General features: G+C 51.6%; 21 protein-coding genes, 1 tRNA gene, 1 rRNA gene and 1 other annotated feature. Of the genes, 16 read left to right on the top strand and 7 right to left on the bottom strand.

Annotated features, from left to right (window positions below):
• Window positions 1-4: 4 nt before the first annotated feature.
• The 5 genes from CRO33_RS09275 (at window position 5) to luxS (ending at window position 3,608) form a co-directional block, all read left to right on the top strand.
• Window positions 5-81, top strand: a tRNA-Arg gene (locus CRO33_RS09275).
• A 233-nt stretch (window positions 82-314) separates the two neighbouring features.
• Window positions 315-881, top strand: a complete 567-nt coding sequence (gene yqaB / locus CRO33_RS09270) for a fructose-1-phosphate/6-phosphogluconate phosphatase (protein WP_097117950.1) — start codon at window positions 315-317, stop codon at window positions 879-881.
• Entirely contained in the window at window positions 878-1,306 is a 429-nt protein-coding gene (locus CRO33_RS09265; RefSeq protein ID WP_058962330.1) for a YqaA family protein, read from the top strand. The genes yqaB and CRO33_RS09265 overlap by 4 nt, the downstream gene beginning before the upstream one ends.
• Window positions 1,307-1,337: 31 nt before the next feature.
• Window positions 1,338-2,942: a glutamate--cysteine ligase gene (gshA, locus tag CRO33_RS09260; protein ID WP_097117949.1), complete on the top strand. Its 1,605-nt coding sequence runs from the start codon at window positions 1,338-1,340 to the stop codon at window positions 2,940-2,942.
• Window positions 2,943-3,092: 150 nt separating this feature from the next.
• A complete protein-coding gene (gene luxS, locus CRO33_RS09255) occupies window positions 3,093-3,608 on the top strand; it encodes an S-ribosylhomocysteine lyase (RefSeq protein ID WP_034822217.1) in 516 nt (171 codons plus the stop codon).
• Between the two features lie 55 nt (window positions 3,609-3,663).
• Here luxS and CRO33_RS09250 read toward each other — a convergent pair whose 3' ends face one another.
• Window positions 3,664-4,950, bottom strand: coding sequence for an HlyC/CorC family transporter (locus CRO33_RS09250; protein WP_045816444.1), 1,287 nt, complete (start codon window positions 4,948-4,950; stop codon window positions 3,664-3,666).
• Between the two features lie 13 nt (window positions 4,951-4,963).
• On the bottom strand, window positions 4,964-5,758 hold the full coding sequence (locus CRO33_RS09245) for a cytochrome C assembly family protein (RefSeq protein WP_038645240.1): 795 nt from the start codon (window positions 5,756-5,758) through the stop codon (window positions 4,964-4,966).
• A gap of 166 nt (window positions 5,759-5,924) precedes the next feature.
• Between CRO33_RS09245 and ffh the strand changes: the two genes are divergently transcribed.
• The 5 genes from ffh to rplS all read left to right on the top strand — a co-directional run bounded on the left by ffh (window position 5,925) and on the right by rplS (window position 9,438).
• The gene (ffh, locus tag CRO33_RS09240) at window positions 5,925-7,286 is read left to right on the top strand and encodes a signal recognition particle protein (protein WP_034822223.1); all 1,362 of its coding nucleotides are present in this window, start codon (window positions 5,925-5,927) and stop codon (window positions 7,284-7,286) included.
• A 142-nt stretch (window positions 7,287-7,428) separates the two neighbouring features.
• A complete protein-coding gene (gene rpsP, locus CRO33_RS09235; RefSeq protein ID WP_007893313.1) occupies window positions 7,429-7,677 on the top strand; it encodes a 30S ribosomal protein S16 in 249 nt (82 codons plus the stop codon).
• A gap of 18 nt (window positions 7,678-7,695) precedes the next feature.
• Window positions 7,696-8,244 carry a ribosome maturation factor RimM gene (gene rimM / locus CRO33_RS09230; RefSeq protein ID WP_034822227.1) on the top strand — a complete coding sequence of 183 codons (549 nt, stop codon included), beginning with the start codon at window positions 7,696-7,698 and terminating at the stop codon, window positions 8,242-8,244.
• A 35-nt stretch (window positions 8,245-8,279) separates the two neighbouring features.
• Entirely contained in the window at window positions 8,280-9,044 is a 765-nt protein-coding gene (gene trmD, locus CRO33_RS09225) for a tRNA (guanosine(37)-N1)-methyltransferase TrmD (protein WP_176505749.1), read from the top strand.
• A 43-nt stretch (window positions 9,045-9,087) separates the two neighbouring features.
• A complete protein-coding gene (gene rplS, locus CRO33_RS09220; protein ID WP_007893316.1) occupies window positions 9,088-9,438 on the top strand; it encodes a 50S ribosomal protein L19 in 351 nt (116 codons plus the stop codon).
• 57 nt (window positions 9,439-9,495) lie between these two features.
• On the opposite strand, the gene CRO33_RS09215 is transcribed toward rplS, so the two are convergent.
• Window positions 9,496-10,017 carry a GNAT family N-acetyltransferase gene (locus CRO33_RS09215; RefSeq protein ID WP_097117948.1) on the bottom strand — a complete coding sequence of 174 codons (522 nt, stop codon included), beginning with the start codon at window positions 10,015-10,017 and terminating at the stop codon, window positions 9,496-9,498.
• A 298-nt stretch (window positions 10,018-10,315) separates the two neighbouring features.
• Here CRO33_RS09215 and CRO33_RS09210 point away from each other — a divergent pair, with 298 nt between their 5' ends.
• Window positions 10,316-11,395 carry a 3-deoxy-7-phosphoheptulonate synthase gene (locus tag CRO33_RS09210; RefSeq protein ID WP_034822238.1) on the top strand — a complete coding sequence of 360 codons (1,080 nt, stop codon included), beginning with the start codon at window positions 10,316-10,318 and terminating at the stop codon, window positions 11,393-11,395.
• Window positions 11,396-11,401: 6 nt separating this feature from the next.
• Window positions 11,402-12,523: a bifunctional chorismate mutase/prephenate dehydrogenase gene (gene tyrA / locus CRO33_RS09205; protein ID WP_058962335.1), complete on the top strand. Its 1,122-nt coding sequence runs from the start codon at window positions 11,402-11,404 to the stop codon at window positions 12,521-12,523.
• 33 nt (window positions 12,524-12,556) lie between these two features.
• On the opposite strand, the gene pheA is transcribed toward tyrA, so the two are convergent.
• From pheA to bamD, 4 genes are all read right to left on the bottom strand, one after another.
• Window positions 12,557-13,720, bottom strand: a complete 1,164-nt coding sequence (gene pheA / locus CRO33_RS09200) for a bifunctional chorismate mutase/prephenate dehydratase (RefSeq protein ID WP_097117947.1) — start codon at window positions 13,718-13,720, stop codon at window positions 12,557-12,559.
• Window positions 13,721-13,742: 22 nt separating this feature from the next.
• Window positions 13,743-13,867, bottom strand: a sequence feature (Phe leader region).
• Window positions 13,819-13,866, bottom strand: coding sequence for a pheA operon leader peptide PheL (gene pheL / locus CRO33_RS24260; RefSeq protein ID WP_100703679.1), 48 nt, complete (start codon window positions 13,864-13,866; stop codon window positions 13,819-13,821). (Overlaps the previous feature by 48 nt.)
• Window positions 13,868-13,964: 97 nt before the next feature.
• Window positions 13,965-14,291, bottom strand: coding sequence for a ribosome-associated translation inhibitor RaiA (raiA, locus tag CRO33_RS09195; RefSeq protein WP_097117946.1), 327 nt, complete (start codon window positions 14,289-14,291; stop codon window positions 13,965-13,967).
• Between the two features lie 266 nt (window positions 14,292-14,557).
• Window positions 14,558-15,298, bottom strand: a complete 741-nt coding sequence (gene bamD / locus CRO33_RS09190; protein ID WP_034822246.1) for an outer membrane protein assembly factor BamD — start codon at window positions 15,296-15,298, stop codon at window positions 14,558-14,560.
• A 130-nt stretch (window positions 15,299-15,428) separates the two neighbouring features.
• Here bamD and rluD point away from each other — a divergent pair, with 130 nt between their 5' ends.
• The 4 genes from rluD to CRO33_RS09170 all read left to right on the top strand — a co-directional run.
• Entirely contained in the window at window positions 15,429-16,409 is a 981-nt protein-coding gene (gene rluD / locus CRO33_RS09185) for a 23S rRNA pseudouridine(1911/1915/1917) synthase RluD (protein ID WP_034822248.1), read from the top strand.
• The gene (gene yfiH, locus CRO33_RS09180) at window positions 16,406-17,131 is read left to right on the top strand and encodes a purine nucleoside phosphorylase YfiH (RefSeq protein WP_034822250.1); all 726 of its coding nucleotides are present in this window, start codon (window positions 16,406-16,408) and stop codon (window positions 17,129-17,131) included. The genes rluD and yfiH overlap by 4 nt, the downstream gene beginning before the upstream one ends.
• A 124-nt stretch (window positions 17,132-17,255) precedes the next feature.
• A complete protein-coding gene (clpB, locus tag CRO33_RS09175) occupies window positions 17,256-19,829 on the top strand; it encodes an ATP-dependent chaperone ClpB (protein ID WP_097117945.1) in 2,574 nt (857 codons plus the stop codon).
• A 473-nt stretch (window positions 19,830-20,302) separates the two neighbouring features.
• Window positions 20,303-20,370: ribosomal RNA gene (locus tag CRO33_RS09170) — 16S ribosomal RNA — on the top strand; the annotation flags it as partial.

Here is a 20,370-nt window from a genome sequence, read left to right as displayed (position 1 = left end):
CAATGCATCCATAGCTCAGCTGGATAGAGTACTCGGCTACGAACCGAGCGGTCGGAGGTTCGAATCCTCCTGGATGCACCATCTCCTGTTCGAAACAATCAACGCCCGCTTTCTGAATTTACTTCTCATTTTTCTTCATCACGCAAAAATCACTTATATAACCGCCATTTATCCCGGGTATCGCTACCTGACCTTTTTCCGAAAACAAAAATAGCTAATGCTTTCAAAGCATTTGCTGTTAAGCACACCTGGCGACAACCTAAGCGCATTACGCTAAAGTAATGGCTCATTTTGTGGTGCTCGATGGAGTGACAATGTACGACCAATATGACGCCCTGATTTTCGATATGGACGGCACAATCCTGGATACTGAGCCGACACATCGAAAAGCCTGGCAGCAGGTGCTGAGCCGTTACGGTTTCACCATGGATGAGAAAAAAATGGTGAGTTTTAATGGCGCGCCCACCTGGCAGCTGGCGCAGTACATTCTTGAGCAGAACAACGCTGAGCATGACCCTCATTTGCTGGCCGCAGAGAAAACCGAAGCGCTCAGGGCGATGTTGCTGGATGATGTACGCCCTTTACCGTTAATGGACGTGGTGAAAGCGTATCACGGTCGTCGTCCCATGGCGGTGGGTACTGGCAGTGAACACAGCCTGGCAAAGGCCCTGCTTGAAGCCTTGGGTGTTTATCATCTGTTTGATGCCGTTGTCGGCGCGGATGATGTGCAGCGCCATAAACCCCAACCCGATACCTTTTTACGCTGCGCCGAGTTAATGGGCGTGGCACCTGAACGCTGTGTGGTATTTGAAGATGCTGACTTTGGTGTTCAGGCGGCGCGAGCCGCGGGCATGGATGTGGTTGATGTCCGTTTACTGTGAATGAAATTCTGACCTATGGATCGTTATTCGGCAGTAGCTTTCTGAGTGCCACCCTGCTTCCAGGAAGTTCAGAGGCTGTGCTGATTGCTTTGCTGATCGCCCAACAGGGTTCGATCTATGGATTGTTATTGGCCGCATCAGTGGGAAACACGCTGGGTGGCCTGACCAACATTATTCTCGGTCGCCTCATGCCGCCAAAAGGGCAGGGGCGATGGCATGACACAGCAATGACGTGGTTACATCGATTGGGTCCTGCAGCGCTGCTTTTAAGCTGGCTGCCGGTAGTGGGCGACCTGCTTTGCGTGCTTGCAGGCTGGTTGCGCTTTGCCTGGCTGCCCTCGGTGCTGTTCCTCGCCATCGGTAAAACGCTGCGTTATATCGTTATCGCGACCGCCACATTACAAACAATGCAATGGTGGCATTGATTCGCACAGATTCGAGGCTACGGTTAACATTATGCTGAACAAAAATAAATTATTCGCACAGCGGGAGGTTAATGTGATCCCGGACGTATCAAAAGCGCTTTCCTGGTTGGAAGCGCATCCCGACGCGTTAAAGGGTATCGGCCGTGGCATTGAACGCGAGACTTTGCGCGTCAATCCGAATGGTCACCTGGCAACGACCGGACATCCTGAATCCCTGGGTTCGGCGCTCAAGCACAGTTGGATTACCACCGATTTTGCCGAAACGCTGCTGGAGTTCATTACACCTGTCGATCAAAGCATTGATCGGTCACTGGCCTTCCTGCGTGATATACATCGCCACACTGCGCGAGAGTTAGGTCAGGAACGCATGTGGCCGTTCAGTATGCCGGGTTATGTTGAAGATGTTGATAGCATTGAGCTGGCGCAATATGGCAGCTCTAATATCGGCAAGATGAAAACCCTCTATCGGCAGGGACTGAAAAATCGCTACAGCGCACTGATGCAGATTATCTCAGGTGTGCATTATAACTTCTCGCTGCCACTGTCGTTCTGGCAGGAGTGGGCAGATGTAAAAGATGCGGAAAGCGGAAAAGAGACCATTTCTGCTGGATATCTGCGTCTGATCCGCAACTATTATCGTTTTGGTTGGGTGATCCCTTATCTGTTCGGTGCATCTCCAGCGATCTCTTCATCGTTCCTGCAGGGACGTGAAAGCAAATTACCCTTTGAAACGGACGGCAAGGGGACGTTGTGGCTGCCGTATGCCACCTCGCTGCGCCTCAGTGATTTGGGCTACACCAATAAGTCGCAGAGCGGTTTGGGCATCACCTTCAACTCGCTCGACGGTTACGTTGCTGCGCTGAAAGCAGCGATTAAAACGCCGTCAGAAGAGTATGCGGCCATGGGCACCAAAGATGCCGACGGCAACTGGCTGCAGCTGAACACCAACGTGTTACAGATTGAGAACGAACTGTACGCACCTATTCGTCCAAAACGTGTGACACGTTCGGGTGAAGCGCCTTCGGATGCGTTGTTACGCGGCGGTATCGAGTACATTGAAGTGCGTTCTCTGGATATCAACCCGTTCTCTGCCATTGGCGTGGATGCTAACCAGGCGCGTTTCCTCGACCTGTTCCTGATCTGGTGTACCCTGGCGGATGCGCCTGAGATGAGTTCTGACGAGCTGTTATGCAGCCGTAAAAACTGGAACCGCGTGGTCATGGAAGGACGTAAGCCGGGCCAGGTGATTGGTGTAGGTTGTAGCGATACAGAACATCCGCTGGTAGATGTAGGTAAAGCCCTGTTTGCCGATCTGCGTCGTGTTGCCGAGGTGCTCGACAGCAATTATGGCAGCACGCAATATCAACAGGTTTGCGATCAACTGGTGGCATCGTTTGATGATCCTGAGCTAACCTATTCAGCGCGTATTCTGCATGCCATCAAAGAAAATGGTTTAACCGGCGCAGGTGTGGCACTGGCTGAACAGTATCGCCATCTGCTGTGTGAAGAGCCGTTAGAGATTTTGACCGAAGATGACTTCAGTCGTCAGGCGTTGGAATCGGTACAGGCGCAGGAAAAGCTGGAACAGAGTGATACGCTGGATTTCGAAAGTTATCTGGCAGGTCGCGAAGGCTAAAAAAGAAAATGGCCACATCATTGTGGCCAAAATTAACATCTCTGTTGTCAGGGATGATGATAACAAATGCGCGTCTTTCATATATTCAGACGTTGGGCGAACGGAAAAGTTTCATCGTTTTAAAAAAAATCTCAAAACAGGAGGTGACGTATGCCACTACTGGATAGTTTTACTGTTGATCACACCATCATGGGCGCACCCGCTGTGCGCGTTGCAAAAACCATGAATACTCCGCATGGCGATACCATCACCGTTTTTGACCTGCGTTTCTGCCGTCCGAATATCGATATTCTGACTGAGCGCGGCATCCATACGCTGGAGCACCTGTTCGCTGGCTTTATGCGTAATCACCTCAATGGTGATGGCGTGGAAATCGTTGATATCTCGCCAATGGGCTGCCGCACCGGCTTCTACATGAGCTTGATTGGTGAACCAGACGAGCAGCGTGTAGCGAAAGCGTGGAAAGGGGCGATGGAAGATGTTCTGAAAGTGAAAGAACAGAGCCAGATCCCGGAACTGAATGAATACCAGTGTGGTAGCTACAAGCTACACTCACTCGACGAAGCGCAGCAGATTGCGCGTAACGTGTTGGCGCATGAGATTGGCGTGAACCGTAACGAAGATCTGAAACTGCCGGCTGAGAAGCTGAAAGAGCTGCACATCTAGTGCCTGTCTGAGCAGAAATGAAAACGCCGCGATGTTCGCGGCGTTTTTTTTGGCTTCAGGAACCGATGGAGGATTTCAGCGGATGATGCGGGGTAATGCGCACCTGCTTCACCATGTTGTCTTGCACGTCGAGGATATCCACATCGTACTTCCCGATTTTCACGCGTGTATCGACCAGCGGAATCTCTTCCAGCGCTTCCAGCAGCATGCCATTGATGGTGCGTGCTTCGTCTTCGGGTAACGTCCAGTTAAAGGCTTTATTGATTTCACGCACGTTGGCGCTGCCTTCAATCAGCACTGAGCCATCATTCTGCGGCATCACTTCTTCCGCCAGCGAAGGAGACATGGACGTCGTAAAATCGCCAACAATCTCTTCCAGAATGTCTTCAATGGTCACCAGCCCTTTGATGTCACCATATTCATCAACCACTAAGCCGACTTTCTTCTTATTACGCTGGAATTTCACCAGCTGGACATTCAGCGGTGTACCTTCCGGCACATAGTAAATTTCATCAGCGGCACGCAGCAGGCGATCTTTGTTGAACTCTTTCTTCTCGGTCATCATGCGCCAGGCTTCACGCACGCGCAGCATGCCAACCGAATCATCCAGCGAATCGCGGAACAGCACGATCCGGCCATGCGGGGAATTACTCAGTTGGCGAACAATCGATTTCCAGTCGTCGTTGACGTTAATGCCGACAATTTCATTGCGTGGCACCATGATGTCATCAACGCTGACCTTTTCCAGGTCCAGCACCGACAGCAGCATGTCCTGATTACGACGAGACATCAGTGAGCGGGACTCATAGACAATGGTACGCAACTCTTCCTTACTTAGGGCTGAACTGATGGAGCCTTCCGTTTTGATACCAACCATGCGCATCAGAATGCGGGTAATGGTGTTGAGCAGCCAGACCAAAGGCAGCATCACATACTGCAGCGGCGCCAGCAGCACACTGCTGGGATAGGCGACTTTTTCGGGGTAAAGCGCTGCAATGGTTTTCGGCAGCACTTCAGCAAACACCAGCACCACAAAAGTCAGGATCCCGGTGGCAATTGCCACACCCGCATCGCCGTAAAGACGCATACCGACAATGGTACCCAATGCGGAGGCCAGGATATTCACGAGGTTGTTGCCTATCAGCACCAGGCTGATTAAGCGATCAGGACGGCGTAAAAGTTTTTCGACACGACGAGCCGCGCGATTACCGCTTTTGGCTTTGTGGCGCAATTTATAACGATTGAGCGTCATCATGCCGGTCTCTGAACCGGAGAAGTACGCAGAGACCAGCACCATGATGACCAGCGTAACGATCAGCGTGGTGGTTGAAACATGTTCCAACGCAAAAATTCCTTTAGTGAGAAGTGAGCAGGTGCTGAAGCACGCGACTGCCGAAGTAGGCCATGGTCAGCAGCAGTGCACCACCGCAGTTAAACCAGACGACGCGGCGTCCGCGCCAGCCCTCATGATAGTGTCCCCAGAGCAGAACGATATAAACAAACCAGGCAAGAATGGACAGCACCGCTTTATCGACATTCTCCGCGCTAAACAGGTTATGCATGAAGAACAGACCGGTACACAGCACCAGCGTCAACAGCACTACACCAATTTGCGTGATATGAAACATCTTACGCTCAATACTCAGCAGCGGCGGCATATCCTGGGTGAAAGCCAGTTTCTTATTTTTCAACTGGTAATCAATCCATGCCAGCTGCAGCGCATACAGTGCCGCGATAATCAGCGTAGCGTAGGCAAACAGCGACAGGCCGATATGGATCATCATGCCCGGCGTGGTTTCGAGATGGGTAATAAAGGCATTCGGCACAAAGGTGGCGAAGGCGAGGTTAATCAAGGCAAAGCCGTAGACAATCGGCAACAGTAACCAACCGCGATTGCGCGATGCAACGATGGTCATGATCGCGCAGATCAGCAAACTCACCAGCGAACCGATATTTAGCAGGCTGAGGTTTTGTCCGTTATCGACGGCAAAAATGCGTTGTTGCAGTGCAACCGCATGGGCGATCAACGCGACGCAAGCAGAAAGTACGGCAAAACGACGCCAGCCACCGTTGCGTTTCAGTAGGCTGGGGATGATCAATGCAAGACTGAGGGAGTAGGCGAACAGCGCCACGATCGCGAAAACGAACATAGATCCTTTCAGGTGTCGGTCAGATAAGGAAAAAACCAGTATAGCGCCAGCTGCATCAGGCTCCAAACGATCTGAAGGTCAATTGCAGAGATCGCTGTGGCTTCGTGCTATAATCCGCCGCATTGTGCCGCCCGGGCGGCCTCGCTACGGTCCTAAGTGAGAGAGCATGTTTGATAATTTAACCGATCGTTTGTCGCAATCCCTGCGCAATATCAGCGGCCGCGGAAGGCTGACCGAAGACAACATTAAAGACACCTTGCGTGAAGTGCGCATGGCATTGCTGGAAGCGGACGTTGCGCTGCCGGTCGTGCGTGAGTTCATCAACCGCGTGAAAGAAGCGGCGGTAGGTCAGGATGTAAACAAAAGCCTGACGCCTGGCCAGGAATTTATCAAAATTGTTCGCAACGAGCTGGTTGCGGCAATGGGTGCAGAAAATAATGCGCTCAATCTGAACGCACAGCCGCCGGCTGTGGTGTTGATGGCGGGCCTGCAGGGTGCGGGTAAAACCACGAGCGTGGCGAAGCTGGGTAAGTTCCTGCGCGAGAAGCATAAGAAGAAAGTGCTGGTGGTTTCTGCCGACGTTTATCGCCCGGCGGCGATTAAACAGCTGGAAACACTGGCGCAGCAGGTTGGCGTGGACTTCTGTCCTTCCGATCTGAGCCAAAAGCCTGTCGACATCGTTAAGAACGCCCTGAAAGAAGCGAAGCTGCAATTCTACGACGTGCTGCTGGTGGATACCGCCGGTCGTCTGCACGTTGATGAAGCGATGATGGACGAGATCAAACAGGTACACGCCGCGATCAATCCGGTGGAAACCTTGTTTGTGGTCGATGCCATGACCGGTCAGGATGCGGCAAACACGGCAAAAGCCTTCAATGAAGCGCTGCCACTGACGGGCGTGATTCTGACGAAAGTGGATGGTGATGCGCGCGGTGGTGCAGCGCTGTCTATTCGTCATATTACCGGCAAGCCGATTAAATTCATGGGTATGGGTGAGAAGACGGAAGCACTGGAAGCGTTCTATCCAGACCGTATCGCCTCACGCATCCTCGGCATGGGCGACGTGCTGTCGCTGATCGAAGATATCGAGAGCAAAGTTGACCGCGAACAGGCGGAGAAGCTGGCGAAGAAACTCAAAACCGGTGATGGCTTCGATCTCAACGACTTCCTCGATCAGCTGAAGCAGATGCGCAACATGGGCGGCATGGCCAGCCTGATGGGTAAGCTGCCGGGCATGGGGCAGTTGCCAGACAACGTGAAATCGCAGATGGATGACAAAGTGCTGGTGCGTATGGAGGCGATCATCAATTCGATGACCACCAAAGAGCGTCAGAAACCGGAAATCATCAAGGGCTCACGCAAGCGCCGTATTGCCACCGGTTCAGGTATGCAGGTGCAGGACGTTAACCGTTTATTGAAACAGTTCGACGACATGCAGCGCATGATGAAGAAAATGAAGAAGGGTGGCATGGCCAAAATGATGCGTGGCATGAAAGGTATGATGCCGCCCGGATTCCCCGGTCGCTAAGGCGAGCGGCACACAGCCAGAAAATTAACACGCTCAGGTTGCTTTTTTCGCCAAAATGAGTAAAATTTTCGGGCTTTTTATATTGCGCTCGGGTTCCATCCCTCGATGGAGCCCGAGCGCTTTATTAACTAATGAGGATGTTATGGTTACAATTCGTTTGGCACGTCACGGCGCGAAAAAGCGTCCGTTCTATCAGGTCGTCGTTACTGACAGCCGCAATGCGCGTAATGGTCGTTTCATCGAGCGCGTAGGTTTCTTCAACCCGATCGCTTCTGGTCAGGCTGAAGGTCTGCGTCTGGATCTGGACCGTATTGAGCACTGGGTTGGCCAGGGCGCAACGCTTTCTGATCGCGTTAACGCGCTGATCAAAGAAGCAAAAAAAGCAGCTTAATCTGTCACGGTGGTTAGCATGAGCATTAAACCTGCCGCACAGCCTCTCGTTAACCCAATTGTATTGGGGAAAATGGGGGCCGCTTACGGCATTCGAGGTTGGCTCAAAGTGTTTTCCTCCACTGAAGACGCTGAAAGCATCTTCGACTACCAACCCTGGTTCATCCAGCGTGCCGGTAAATGGCAGCAGGTCGAACTGGAAGGTTGGAAGCACCACAATCAGGACCTGATCATCAAAGTCAAAGGCATTGACGATCGGGACGCTGCGGCACAGTTAACCAATTGCGAAATTACGGTTGATTCTGCTCAGCTGCCAGCGCTGGAAGAGGGTGATTACTACTGGAAAGACCTTATGGGTTGCAAAGTGGTAAACCTCGACGGTTACGAAATGGGCAAAGTCATTGATTTGATGGAAACCGGTTCGAACGACGTTCTCGTTGTTAAGGCAAACCTGAAAGATGCATTCGGTGCGCAAGAGCGGTTAATCCCGTTTCTTGATGAACAGGTTATCAAGAAAGTCGATCTCTCTACTGGCACGATTGAAGTAGATTGGGATCCTGGTTTTTGATCTCCGGACAATCCGGTAACGTAACGGCGAACGCGATGTGGATTGGTGTTATTAGCCTGTTTCCAGAGATGTTTCGCGCTATTACCGAGTACGGGGTAACTGGCCGGGCAGTAAAAAATGGCCTGCTCAACATTCAAAGCTGGAGTCCTCGTGACTTCGCGCACGACCGGCACCGTACCGTGGATGAACGTCCTTACGGCGGCGGACCGGGAATGTTGATGATGGTGCAACCCTTACGGGATGCAATCCACGCAGCGAAAGCGGCGGCGGGAGAAGGTGCTAAGGTGATTTATCTTTCACCTCAGGGTCGCAAACTGGACCAACAGGGCGTTTGCGAACTGGCGACCAACCAGAAGTTGATTCTGGTGTGTGGTCGTTATGAAGGGATTGATGAGCGCGTGATTCATACTGAGATTGATGAAGAATGGTCAATCGGTGATTACGTACTCAGTGGTGGTGAGCTACCAGCCATGACGTTGATTGATTCAGTCGCCCGGTTTATCCCCGGCGTATTGGGCAAGCAGGCGTCAGCCGATGAGGATTCGTTCTCGGATGGTTTACTGGATTGCCCGCACTACACCCGACCTGAAGTGTTAGAAGGGATGGAGGTTCCGCCAGTCTTACTGTCGGGCAACCATGCCGATATTCGCCGCTGGCGCCTGAAACAGTCGCTAGGCCGTACCTGGCTAAGAAGACCTGAACTTCTGGAAAACCTGGCTCTGACTGAAGAGCAATCACGGTTGCTAAATGAGTTCCAACGGGAACATCAGCAGCAACAAAACCATCAGGTGGAAGAGTAATCTTCCCTGACTATCAGTTTACCCAGGATATAGAGATTTAATTATGAGCAACATTATCAAGCAACTTGAACAAGAGCAGATGAAGCAGGACGTACCTTCATTCCGTCCGGGTGATTCCGTGGAAGTGAAAGTATGGGTCGTTGAAGGTTCTAAGAAACGTCTGCAGGCATTCGAGGGCGTGGTTATCGCTATTCGTAACCGCGGTCTGCACTCTGCATTCACTGTTCGTAAGATTTCAAACGGCGAAGGCGTTGAGCGTGTCTTCCAGACTCACTCTCCGGTAATTGACAGCATTGCTGTCAAACGTCGTGGTGCTGTACGTAAAGCCAAACTGTACTACCTGCGTGAGCGCACCGGTAAGTCAGCTCGTATCAAAGAGCGTCTGGGCGCGTAAGCGACATCCCAAAGTTAATAGCAAACAAGGGGTTGGCCTAAGGGCCAGCCCCTTTTTTTATGGTCGCTTGAGATGGTAAATCGCGCTATTCACTGGGCCGCTATCAAGAATGATTAAACCATAGCGGCAATCGATAAACTCAAAACCACTGCGCAATGCTACGGCACGGCTGGCATGATTCTCCTCAGCAGCGATAATCTCCAGTAAGGGGATCTGCGCGTGCTTGAAGCCAAAGTCCACCAATTGAGCCACTGCACGTGTTGCGACACCTTGCCTTTGTGCATCGCTGCGAACCCAATAGCCTAATGCACTAAATTCCCCAGGCCGCTGTGCGAATCTGATGCCTGCGCCGCCGAGTAACCGATCATTGCTATCGACAATAGCGAACTCTTCCGCTTCACCGTTACTCCGCTGCATATGGGTGAAATTAATCCAGTTAGTGGCTTCCTCTACCCGATAATCGTGATGCGCCCATACCATCCATGGCAGCAGGCTGTTGAGAGACTGATTGACCGCCGCAGTAAAAGCGCCAGCATCCTGTAGAACGAAAGGGCGTAAGGTGATGACAGAAGTTGACATCCTAAGATCCTGGAAAACGATGAATAACAAAATGTTAATGGAAAAAGAGGGTGTTGGCACTTTTAAATAAAAGTAGAGTGTAAAATAAAATTTACACAAATCACCTTGTGTTGGGTTGCCTGAATTGCGTTAATTCTATGTATTTAATGTTTTTTTAGTTTTGTTTTTGTGATGGTTATCGGTGGTGGTAATAAAAGTGTACATTCACGGATTGCAAGATGTACATGTTGTGGTACAGTAAGCGCCATCCTCAGTGAGGATCCCAAACCGCATACACGAGTTAAAAAGGATCGCCATCATGCAGAAAGACGCGCTGAACAATGTGCATATCGCCGACGAACAAATTTTAATCACCCCGCAAGAGCTGAAAGCGAAGTTCCCGCTCACTGCGGCGCAGGAAGCGCAGATTGCTGCTTCTCGCCAGACCATTGCCGATATTATTGCTGGCCGCGATCCGCGCCTGCTGGTGGTCTGTGGTCCTTGTTCAATTCACGATACCGAAGCCGCACTGGAATATGCTCGTCAGCTGCAAACTCTCTCTGCACAGTTGAAGGATCAGCTGTATATCGTTATGCGCGTTTATTTTGAAAAACCCCGTACCACCGTTGGCTGGAAGGGGCTGATCAACGATCCTTACATGAACAACTCATTTGATATGGAAGCCGGGCTGCACATTGCGCGTCAGCTGCTGGTGAACCTGGTGGAAATGGGCCTGCCGCTGGCCACTGAAGCGCTGGATCCTAATAGTCCACAATACCTCGGCGATCTGTTCAGCTGGTCTGCGATTGGTGCCCGTACTACCGAGTCACAAACACACCGCGAGATGGCTTCTGGTTTATCAATGCCTGTCGGCTTCAAAAACGGCACTGATGGCAGCCTGGGCACGGCGATCAACGCCATGCGCGCTGCAGCGATGCCACACCGTTTTGTCGGCATCAATCAGGCGGGGCAGGTTTGCCTGTTACAGACTCAGGGCAACCCGGATGGCCACGTAATCCTGCGTGGTGGTAAAGCGCCTAACTACGGTCCTGAAGATGTTGCGCAGTGTGAAAAAGAGATGCTGAAAGCGGGACTGCGTCCGGCCTTAATGATAGATTGCAGCCATGGTAATTCTAATAAAGACTATCGCCGTCAGCCTGGCGTAGCCGAGTCGGCTATTGCGCAGATTAAAGATGGAAATCGTTCCATTATTGGCCTGATGCTGGAAAGCAATATTCACGAAGGCAATCAGTCTTCTGAGCAGCCACGTAGCGAAATGAAATACGGTGTTTCCGTCACGGATGCCTGTATCAACTGGGAAACCACGGAAACCTTGCTGCGTGAAATCCATCAGGATCTGCAGGGAGTGCTGTCGGCACGTCTGTCACACGAGGAATAAAGAGTCATGGTGGCTGAACTGACCGCGCTACGCGATCAAATTGATGAAGTCGATAAAGCCCTGCTTGGGCTATTAGCCAAACGCCTTGAGCTGGTAGCTGAAGTAGGTGAGGTCAAAAGCCGTTATGGTTTGCCGATTTATGTGCCAGAACGTGAAGCCAGCATGTTGGCTTCACGCCGTCAGGAAGCCGAGGCGCTCGGCGTTTCGCCAGATCTGATTGAGGATGTCTTACGTCGCCTGATGCGTGAATCTTATGCGCATGAAAACGACAAAGGCTTCAAAACGCTCTGCCCAACGCTGCGCCCGGTGGTGATTGTTGGTGGGCGTGGCCAGATGGGGCGCTTGTTTGAAAAGATGCTCAATCTGTCAGGTTACCAGGTCCGTATTCTGGACAAGGGCGATTGGGATCGTTCTGAAGAGCTGCTCAAAGATGCGGGCATGGTCATCATTAGTGTGCCCATTCATCTGACCGAGCAGATCATCGCCGAATTACCAACACTGCCGGAAGACTGCATCCTGGTGGATTTGGCATCGGTGAAGAACCGTCCACTGCAGGCGATGCTGGCGGCGCATACTGGCCCGGTGCTGGGCTTGCATCCGATGTTTGGTCCGGATAGCGGTAGCCTGGCGAAGCAGGTGGTGGTGTGGTGTGATGGTCGTCAGCCAGAAGCCTATCAGTGGTTCCTGGAGCAGATTCAGGTTTGGGGCGCGCGTTTACATCGCATCAGCGCGGTCGAGCATGACCAGAACATGGCCTTTATCCAGGCGCTGCGTCACTTTGCCACTTTTGCCTATGGTTTGCATTTAGCGGAAGAGAACGTCAACCTTGATCAACTGTTGGCGCTGTCCTCACCGATTTATCGCCTGGAACTGGCGATGGTTGGTCGACTGTTTGCTCAGGACCCGCAGCTTTACGCAGACATCATCATGTCTTCGGAGAGTAATCTGGCGCTGATTAAGCGTTATTACCAGCGCTTTGGTGATGCGATTAAATTGCTGGAGCAGGGCGATAAACAGGCGTTCATCAAGAGCTTTGAAGGTGTGGCGCACTGGTTTGGCGATTACGCTCAACGCTTCCTGGTAGAGAGCCGAAGCATGTTGCGTTCGGCTAACGATAGCCGGCAATAAAAGAGAAGGCATCCGCAAGGATGCCTTTTTCATTTACAGTCGCGGTTCCACCGGAACAACATTTTCACCCGGATAGCAGCCGAGTACTTTCAAAGATCGCGTCAAATCACGCAGCTCTTTCAACGCCAGCTGCATGTTCTCCGATTGCAGATTGCCCTGCACATCAATGTAAAACATCTCTTCCCATGGGTTGCCGTTAATTGGGCGGTTTTCTAGTTTGCTCATGATCAGATTGTGATTACGCAGCACCAGCAGAGCCTCAACCAGTGCACCAGCTTGCTGACCGGTAGCCATAATCAATGTGGTTTTGGCTGGTACCTGGCCAGAAACTTCAATTGGCTTACGTGCCAGCACTATGAAGCGGGTATGGTTTTGTTGCTGGTTAGCTAAATTCCGTTCTAACACCTGCAGACCATACAGCTCACCGCCCGCTTCACTGCCCAGAGCCGCCACTTTTGGCGAATTCATCGCCGCGACCTTTTCCATTGCCGCTGCGGTGCTCTCGGTATATTCGATTTTCCATTGTGGGAAACGATTGATGAACTGGCTGCACTGCTGGAATGGCTGAGGATGGCTATAAACCGTTTCAATTTGCTTTAAGTCGGTATTGCCGTTGACCAGCACACAGTGTTCGATTGGGATGGTCAGCTCGCCAACGATGGAGAGCGTGGTTTGCTGCAGCAGGTCATAGACGTCGTTAATCGAGCCTGAGCTGGTATTTTCGATTGGCATCACGGCGTAATCGGCCTGGCCACTCTCCACCTGATGAATGATGTCATGGAATTTTAGGCAGCCCATCTCAACCATGGAATCAAAATGACGTGTGGCGTATTTACGCGCCGCGAGGTGAGAGTACGAACCCTTAGGACCCAGAAATGCGATGCGCGGCGCGTGTGCGTGCGGATGGTTTAAGTTTTTCTGCAGCAGCGCTTGCTGAGTCAGTACCGAATCTTCAATCACCAGTTGGAACAGACGAGTAATGTAGTGCGCATCAAGCTGGTGCTTTTTGCCGAGTGAGATCAGGTTTTCCAGCAGTGCGCGTTCACGCTCAACATCGCGAATCGGGCGATGGGTCGCGAGCTTTGCTTGCGCCACCTCAACCGCCAGCGAACGGCGTTCAGATAACAGCGTTAACAGCTTTTCATCAACGGCGCTGATCTTATCGCGTAATGCCAGCAGCGGATTTTCGGGATTCATAGGGCTCACCTGTAAAATGTCCAATAAAAAAGCCTCCCGTTTGGGAGGCTTTGTTGTTCGTCTTCGCATTCATTTTCACACGACGAATCACCTCCCAATCAGGGGAAGGTAAAAAAGAATGCGAAGAAGAACGGTAGATGTTTCATGTGTGATTCCAGCAATAAAGTGGATTGAGAGTAACCGCAGTGATTTAAAGCTGTCAATAAAAAACGCGCCCGCAGGCGCGTTACTGGAAAAGGTCTATTTATCCCGCAGGGGTGAAATCTTTCATACTGCTGGTTGCGCGGCGCGCTTCAGGTTTGTGCTGCGCCTTATTCAGTTGTCGCTCCAGCTTGGCAATCAGATCGTTGATAGCCGTGTACATATCTTCGTGTTTCGCGCTGGCAACCAGCGTGCCGTTCGGTGTGTTAATGGTGGCATCAGCCACGAATTCTTTCGGCTCTTTCGATAACACGATGTGCGGATTTATCAGGTGAGTTTGCCACTTTTCCAGCTTGGCGAGACGGTCTTCGACATGGTTGCGGATAGCCGCAGTGATATCCATTTGTTTGCTGGTAATGTTCAGAATCATAGTTAAACCTCTCTGTCATTTCCGTCTGGGTAGGACCAGCATACCGCGTAAATCAGGAAAAAGTGTGATCTATATCACATTGAAATGTCACTTTTTGTCAATGCCAGTGAATTGTGAGAAAGGCTCATAAAATCGCGGAAAATGCTTGAAGGGCAGGGATGAAAAGAGCAAGATTGATGAGTTAACCGCAGCGGATAATCAGCAATCTGGCTGAATTTTCGGCAAAAAAAGCAGCCATTAAGGCTGCTTTTTTATTGGTAGTAAAATCAGGACTGATTATTTGTCGCGATGATCTTCGCTACCTTGTCCGCTTCTGCGGTTAACTGCAACTGGCGGTAGGCATTTTCCATCAGCGGCAGCGCTTTGTGCGTCGCTTCGGTATCCGGGAAATCTTTCATCATCCCTTCAACACGGTTAACAACGGCGACATAGGCCCCGCGCTTGGTATAGAATTGCGCCACCGAGAGTTCATACTTCGCCAGACGCTCTTTCAGGTAGGCTAAACGTTTCTGCGCATCCTCAGCATACTGGCTGTTCGGATAGCTGCGCAGCAACTGTGAGAAGTCACGGAAAGCATCACGAGCGTGCGTCGGATCACGATCTGAACGATCGATACCGAAGAAGCCCTGCAGTGCAGAGTCATCCAACGCCATATCCGTCAGGCCTTTCATGTAGATGACGTAATCGATGTTTGGATGAGTCGGATTCAGGCGCATAAAGCGAGCGATAGCGGCTTGCGCCAGTGGCAGATCGGCATTTTTGTAATACGCGTAGATTAAATCCAGCTGTACTTGCTGCGAATAAGGGCCAAACGGGTAGCGGTTATCCAGTGCTTCCAGTTGCTTAATCGCCGCTTTAAAGTTACCGTCCTGCAGCTTTTGCTGGGCTGTAGCGTAAATTTCAGATGGCGGGCTGTCCGGAACGGGATCCGATGAGCCGGAACAACCCACCAGAGCCAGGCTCAGGCTCAATGTGGCAGCAGCCACCAGATGTTTCATACGCGTCATGACGAAATGATTATCCTCAAAGTGTTGTAGCGGAAGCTGTCCGTATAGCTCCCGGTTATGACCTGGTACGATAGCACATTATATTAAACGGCATCGCCGTGAAAACCCAACGTTAACGAAGAAGCTGTATATGGCACAACAAGTTCAACTCACCGCAACGGTGTCCGAAGCACAGCTTGGACAACGCTTAGATCAGACTTTGGCGGAATTGTTCCCTGATTATTCACGTTCCCGCATAAAAGAATGGATCCTTGAGCGTCGCGTCAGCGTCAACGGCACCATCATCGATAAACCGAAAGAGAAAGTTTTCGGCGGTGAGCAGGTGTCTATCGATGCTGAAATCGAAGAAGCGCAGCGCTGGGAAGCGCAAAACATTCCCCTGAACATCGTTTATGAAGACGATGATATTCTGGTCATCAACAAACCGCGTGGCCTGGTGGTGCATCCTGGGGCAGGTAATCCGGATGGTACGGTCCTGAATGCGCTGCTTTATCATTACCCACCAATTGCCGACGTCCCGCGTGCTGGGATCGTCCATCGTCTTGATAAAGACACAACCGGTTTGATGGTGGTGGCGAAGACCGTTCCCGCTCAGACGCATCTGGTGGAAACGCTGCAGCTGCGCGAGATTACCCGTGAATATGAAGCGGTTGCGATTGGCACCATGACGGCAGGCGGCACGGTTAATGAGCCGATGGCGCGCCACTCCACCAAACGCACCCACATGGCGGTACACCCTATGGGTAAACCCGCGACCACGCATTATCGCATCATGGAGCATTTCCGTGCTCATACGCGTCTGCGTCTGCGTCTGGAAACGGGTCGTACTCACCAGATTCGTGTGCACATGGCGCATATCAACCATCCATTAGTGGGTGATCCGCTGTACGGCGGTCGTCCGCGTCCGCCTAAAGGTGCATCAGATGCGTTCATCGCCGCGCTGCGCGGTTTTGACCGTCAGGCGCTGCATGCCACCATGCTGCGTCTCTACCATCCCATCACCGGCATTGAGATGGAATGGCATGCGCCGTTGCCGCAAGACATGGTCGATCTGATTGACGCGCTGAAAGCCGATACCCATGAGTTCCGCGATCAAATGGATTGGCTATGAGTGAGTGGATCATTCCTGACTGGCCTGCACCGCAGCGCGTTCAGGCATGTTCCACCTTGCGACATGGCGGTGTTAGCACTGCCCCCTGGGATTCGCTGAATCTTGGGGCGCACGTTGGCGATGCTGAAACGCATGTCTTGCAAAATCGTCAGCATTTGAAAGATAAACTGCTGCCCGCCATGCCGCAGTGGCTTAATCAGGTGCATGGGCAGGACGTTGTGCGTTTGCCTGCGGACGAGTTATTACCCAATGCAGATGCGGCCATCACCCGCGAATCCGGTGTAGTCTGCGCCATCATGACGGCGGATTGCTTGCCGGTGTTGTTTTGCAGTGATGATGGCAGTGAAGTGGCCGCTGCTCACGCTGGCTGGCGTGGTCTGTGTAACGGCGTGCTGGAACAGACGCTGCAACAGTTTCGCTCACCAGCCCGTGAGATCCACGCCTGGCTTGGACCCGCTATCGGCCCGCAGGCATTTGAAGTCGGTGCTGAGGTGCGTGAAGCCTTTTTGGCGCACGATGTACAAGCCGATGCGGCTTTTCGCCCGGTTGGTGACAAATTTTTTGCGAATATCTGGCAGCTAGCGCGTCAGCGACTTCAGGCCGCTGGAGTGCATTCTATCAGTGGTTCACAGCGTTGCACTTTCACCGAAGCCAATGATTTTTTCTCCTACCGACGAGATGGAATCACCGGGCGTATGGCAACTTTGATTTGGCTGAGATAATCTTACGCCGCAAGACGATCCAGTAGCGTATTTTTTGTTCGCAACACAGGTCATTAACCTTGAAATATTTGAGGGATGACCTCATTTAATCTCCAGTAGCATTTTGACCTGTATTGGAGGAATCATGCGTCTGGATCGTCTTACTAATAAATTCCAGTTGGCCCTTGCCGATGCTCAGTCCCTTGCTCTGGGACACGACAATCAATTTATCGACCCCCTTCACTTGATGAGCGCTTTGCTCAATCAGGAAGGCGGATCGGTGCGTCCGTTGCTTAGCGCAGCAGGTGCCGATGTGGCTGGTCTGCGTACCAGCATCGAACAAGCTATCAACCGACTGCCGCAGGTAGAAGGTACGGATGGCGATGTACAGCCTTCAGCCGATCTCATTCGGGTCCTGAACCTGTGCGACAAACTCGCGCAAAAGCGCGGCGACAACTTTATATCATCTGAATTATTTGTTCTGGCGGCCCTCGACTCTCGTGGTTCGCTGGCGGACCTATTGAAGTCCGCTGGTGCAACCACCGAAAAACTCACTAAGGCCATCGAGCAATTGCGGGGAGGAGAGAACGTGAACGATCAAGGGGCTGAAGATCAGCGCCAGGCTTTAAAAAAATACACCATCGATCTGACCGAGCGCGCCGAGCTTGGCAAGTTAGATCCGGTGATTGGTCGTGATGAAGAGATTCGTCGTACCATTCAGGTATTGCAGCGCCGTACCAAAAACAACCCGGTATTAATTGGGGAACCCGGCGTAGGTAAAACTGCGATTGCCGAAGGGTTAGCGCAGCGCATTATCAATGGTGAAGTGCCAGAAGGATTGAAAGGTCGCCGCGTGTTGGCCCTGGACATGGGTTCGCTGGTGGCGGGTGCTAAATATCGTGGTGAGTTCGAAGAGCGCCTGAAAGGTGTGCTGAGCGATCTGGCAAAACAGGAAGGCAACGTCATTCTGTTTATCGACGAGTTGCATACCATGGTTGGCGCGGGTAAAGCCGATGGCGCCATGGATGCCGGTAACATGTTGAAACCTGCATTAGCGCGTGGTGAGTTGCACTGCGTGGGTGCTACCACGCTGAATGAGTATCGCCAGTTCATTGAGAAAGATGCGGCGCTGGAGCGTCGTTTCCAGAAAGTCTTTGTGGCTGAACCGAGCGTGGAAGACACCATTGCTATTCTGCGTGGCCTGAAAGAGCGCTATGAGTTACACCACCATGTGCAGATTACTGACCCGGCGATTGTGGCAGCGGCCACGTTGTCGCACCGCTATATCTCCGATCGCCAGTTGCCAGATAAGGCAATTGACCTGATTGACGAGGCAGCATCGAGCATTCGTTTGCAGATGGACTCGAAACCGGAGTCGCTTGATCGTCTGGAACGCCGCATCATCCAGTTAAAGCTGGAACAACAGGCACTGAAGAAAGAGTCGGACGATGCCAGTATCAAACGTCTGGAGATGCTGGAAACGGAACTCGATCAGAAAGAGCGTGAATACGCTGAGCTGGAAGAAGAGTGGAAAGCGGAAAAAGCCTCTCTGACGGGGACGCAAAACATTAAGGCGGAACTGGAGCAAGCTCGCCTGGCGATGGAACAGGCGCGACGCACTGGTGATCTGGGCCAAATGTCTGAACTGCAATACGGCAAAATTCCGGAGCTGGAAAAGCAGCTCACTATTGCCACGCAGTCAGAAGGCAAAACCATGAAATTGTTACGTAACCGCGTAACAGATGTGGAAATTGCTGATGTGCTGGCACGCTGGACCGGCATTCCAGTAGCACGAATGATGGAAGGTGAGCGCGAGAAACTGTTGCGGATGGAGCAAGAGCTGCATGCGCGTGTGATTGGTCAGAACGAGGCGGTTGATGCGGTATCGAATGCGATTCGCCGTAGTCGTGCGGGTCTGTCCGATCCTAATCGTCCAATTGGCTCGTTCCTGTTTCTTGGGCCAACCGGTGTGGGTAAAACCGAGTTGAGTAAAGCGCTGGCTAACTTCTTGTTCGACAGCGATGACGCCATAGTGCGTATTGATATGTCAGAGTTTATGGAAAAACACTCGGTATCGCGTTTAGTCGGTGCACCTCCGGGCTACGTGGGTTATGAAGAGGGCGGTTATTTGACAGAAGCAGTACGTCGTCGCCCTTATTCCGTGATTCTGCTGGATGAAGTCGAAAAGGCTCATCCGGATGTCTTCAACATCTTGTTGCAGGTACTGGATGATGGGCGCTTGACCGATGGGCAGGGACGTACGGTCGATTTCCGTAATACCGTGGTCATTATGACCTCTAACCTTGGGTCTGACCTGATCCAGGAACGTTTCGGTGCGTTGGACTATCCGGAAATGAAAGATATGGTGATGACGGTGGTAGGTTCGCATTTCCGCCCAGAGTTCATTAACCGTATTGATGAGGTGGTGGTGTTCCATCCGCTTGGCGAGCAGCATATTGCTTCTATCGCGCAGATTCAGCTGCAGCGGTTGTACAAACGTCTGGATGAACGTGGCTACCAATTGCATATCACGGATGCAGCGCTGAAGCTGTTGGGTGAACATGGATATGATCCGGTATACGGTGCACGTCCATTGAAACGCGCTATTCAGCAGCAAATTGAAAACCCACTGGCGCAGAAGATTCTTTCTGGTGCTTTTGTTCCGGGTAAAACCATTGAAATGGATGTTAAAGATGATGTCATCGTCGCACATCAGTGATGAGATTTGACGTAAACGGGCCTTCGGGCCCGTTTTTTTGCCCGATTGATGCCAATTCGTTGCTAATTTCAGCGCATTGGCCGAAAAGTGAGCGGTCGTGCAAAAACTTTAAATTAACGCTTGTCAGTCCATCAGAAATCCCTATACTGCGCCACCACTGAGACGGCAAAGCGGCAACGCAGACGGCTCAGCAGGGAGTGAAGAAATTTATCCCGCCGGAGAAAAGCGCTGAAAAAAGTGTTTGACTCTGAAGGAGGAAAGCGTAATATACGCCACCTCGCAACAGCAGCTTAAGGCGCTGATTGCACCGCTCTTTAACAATTTATCAGACAATCTGTGTGGGCACTCGCAGGATTGATATCAACGTCTCCGGACGTAAAAAATATCAAGTCTCACGAGTGAACACATAATGAAATTCATTATGACGTTTTACAGATGAGCATCGCTGAACTTGTTTCAGCAAATCAAACTTTAAATTGAAGAGTTTGATCATGGCTCAGATTGAACGCTGGCGGCAGGCCTAACACATGCAAGTCGAACG

It is taken from the genome of Pantoea sp. GL120224-02, assembly GCF_900215395.1.
GTDB lineage: Bacteria > Pseudomonadota > Gammaproteobacteria > Enterobacterales > Enterobacteriaceae > Pantoea > Pantoea communis.
This window is presented reverse-complemented; position numbering and strand designations above follow the sequence as displayed.

Excerpts from the sequence above, each read along its gene's own strand:
- bamD (WP_034822246.1), bottom strand. The coding sequence starts at position 15,298 with ATGACGCGTATGAAACATCTGGTGGCTGCTGCCACATTGAGCCTGAGC.
- tyrA (WP_058962335.1), top strand. The coding sequence starts at position 11,402 with ATGGTGGCTGAACTGACCGCGCTACGCGATCAAATTGATGAAGTCGAT.
- pheA (WP_097117947.1), bottom strand. The coding sequence starts at position 13,720 with ATGAATCCCGAAAATCCGCTGCTGGCATTACGCGATAAGATCAGCGCC.
- yfiH (WP_034822250.1), top strand. The coding sequence starts at position 16,406 with ATGAGTGAGTGGATCATTCCTGACTGGCCTGCACCGCAGCGCGTTCAG.
- CRO33_RS09245 (WP_038645240.1), bottom strand. The coding sequence starts at position 5,758 with ATGTTCGTTTTCGCGATCGTGGCGCTGTTCGCCTACTCCCTCAGTCTT.
- clpB (WP_097117945.1), top strand. The coding sequence starts at position 17,256 with ATGCGTCTGGATCGTCTTACTAATAAATTCCAGTTGGCCCTTGCCGAT.
- ffh (WP_034822223.1), top strand. The coding sequence starts at position 5,925 with ATGTTTGATAATTTAACCGATCGTTTGTCGCAATCCCTGCGCAATATC.
- CRO33_RS09210 (WP_034822238.1), top strand. The coding sequence starts at position 10,316 with ATGCAGAAAGACGCGCTGAACAATGTGCATATCGCCGACGAACAAATT.
- gshA (WP_097117949.1), top strand. The coding sequence starts at position 1,338 with ATGCTGAACAAAAATAAATTATTCGCACAGCGGGAGGTTAATGTGATC.
- yqaB (WP_097117950.1), top strand. The coding sequence starts at position 315 with ATGTACGACCAATATGACGCCCTGATTTTCGATATGGACGGCACAATC.
- rluD (WP_034822248.1), top strand. The coding sequence starts at position 15,429 with ATGGCACAACAAGTTCAACTCACCGCAACGGTGTCCGAAGCACAGCTT.
- rimM (WP_034822227.1), top strand. The coding sequence starts at position 7,696 with ATGAGCATTAAACCTGCCGCACAGCCTCTCGTTAACCCAATTGTATTG.
- rplS (WP_007893316.1), top strand. The coding sequence starts at position 9,088 with ATGAGCAACATTATCAAGCAACTTGAACAAGAGCAGATGAAGCAGGAC.
- raiA (WP_097117946.1), bottom strand. The coding sequence starts at position 14,291 with ATGATTCTGAACATTACCAGCAAACAAATGGATATCACTGCGGCTATC.
- luxS (WP_034822217.1), top strand. The coding sequence starts at position 3,093 with ATGCCACTACTGGATAGTTTTACTGTTGATCACACCATCATGGGCGCA.
- CRO33_RS09215 (WP_097117948.1), bottom strand. The coding sequence starts at position 10,017 with ATGTCAACTTCTGTCATCACCTTACGCCCTTTCGTTCTACAGGATGCT.
- rpsP (WP_007893313.1), top strand. The coding sequence starts at position 7,429 with ATGGTTACAATTCGTTTGGCACGTCACGGCGCGAAAAAGCGTCCGTTC.
- trmD (WP_176505749.1), top strand. The coding sequence starts at position 8,280 with ATGTGGATTGGTGTTATTAGCCTGTTTCCAGAGATGTTTCGCGCTATT.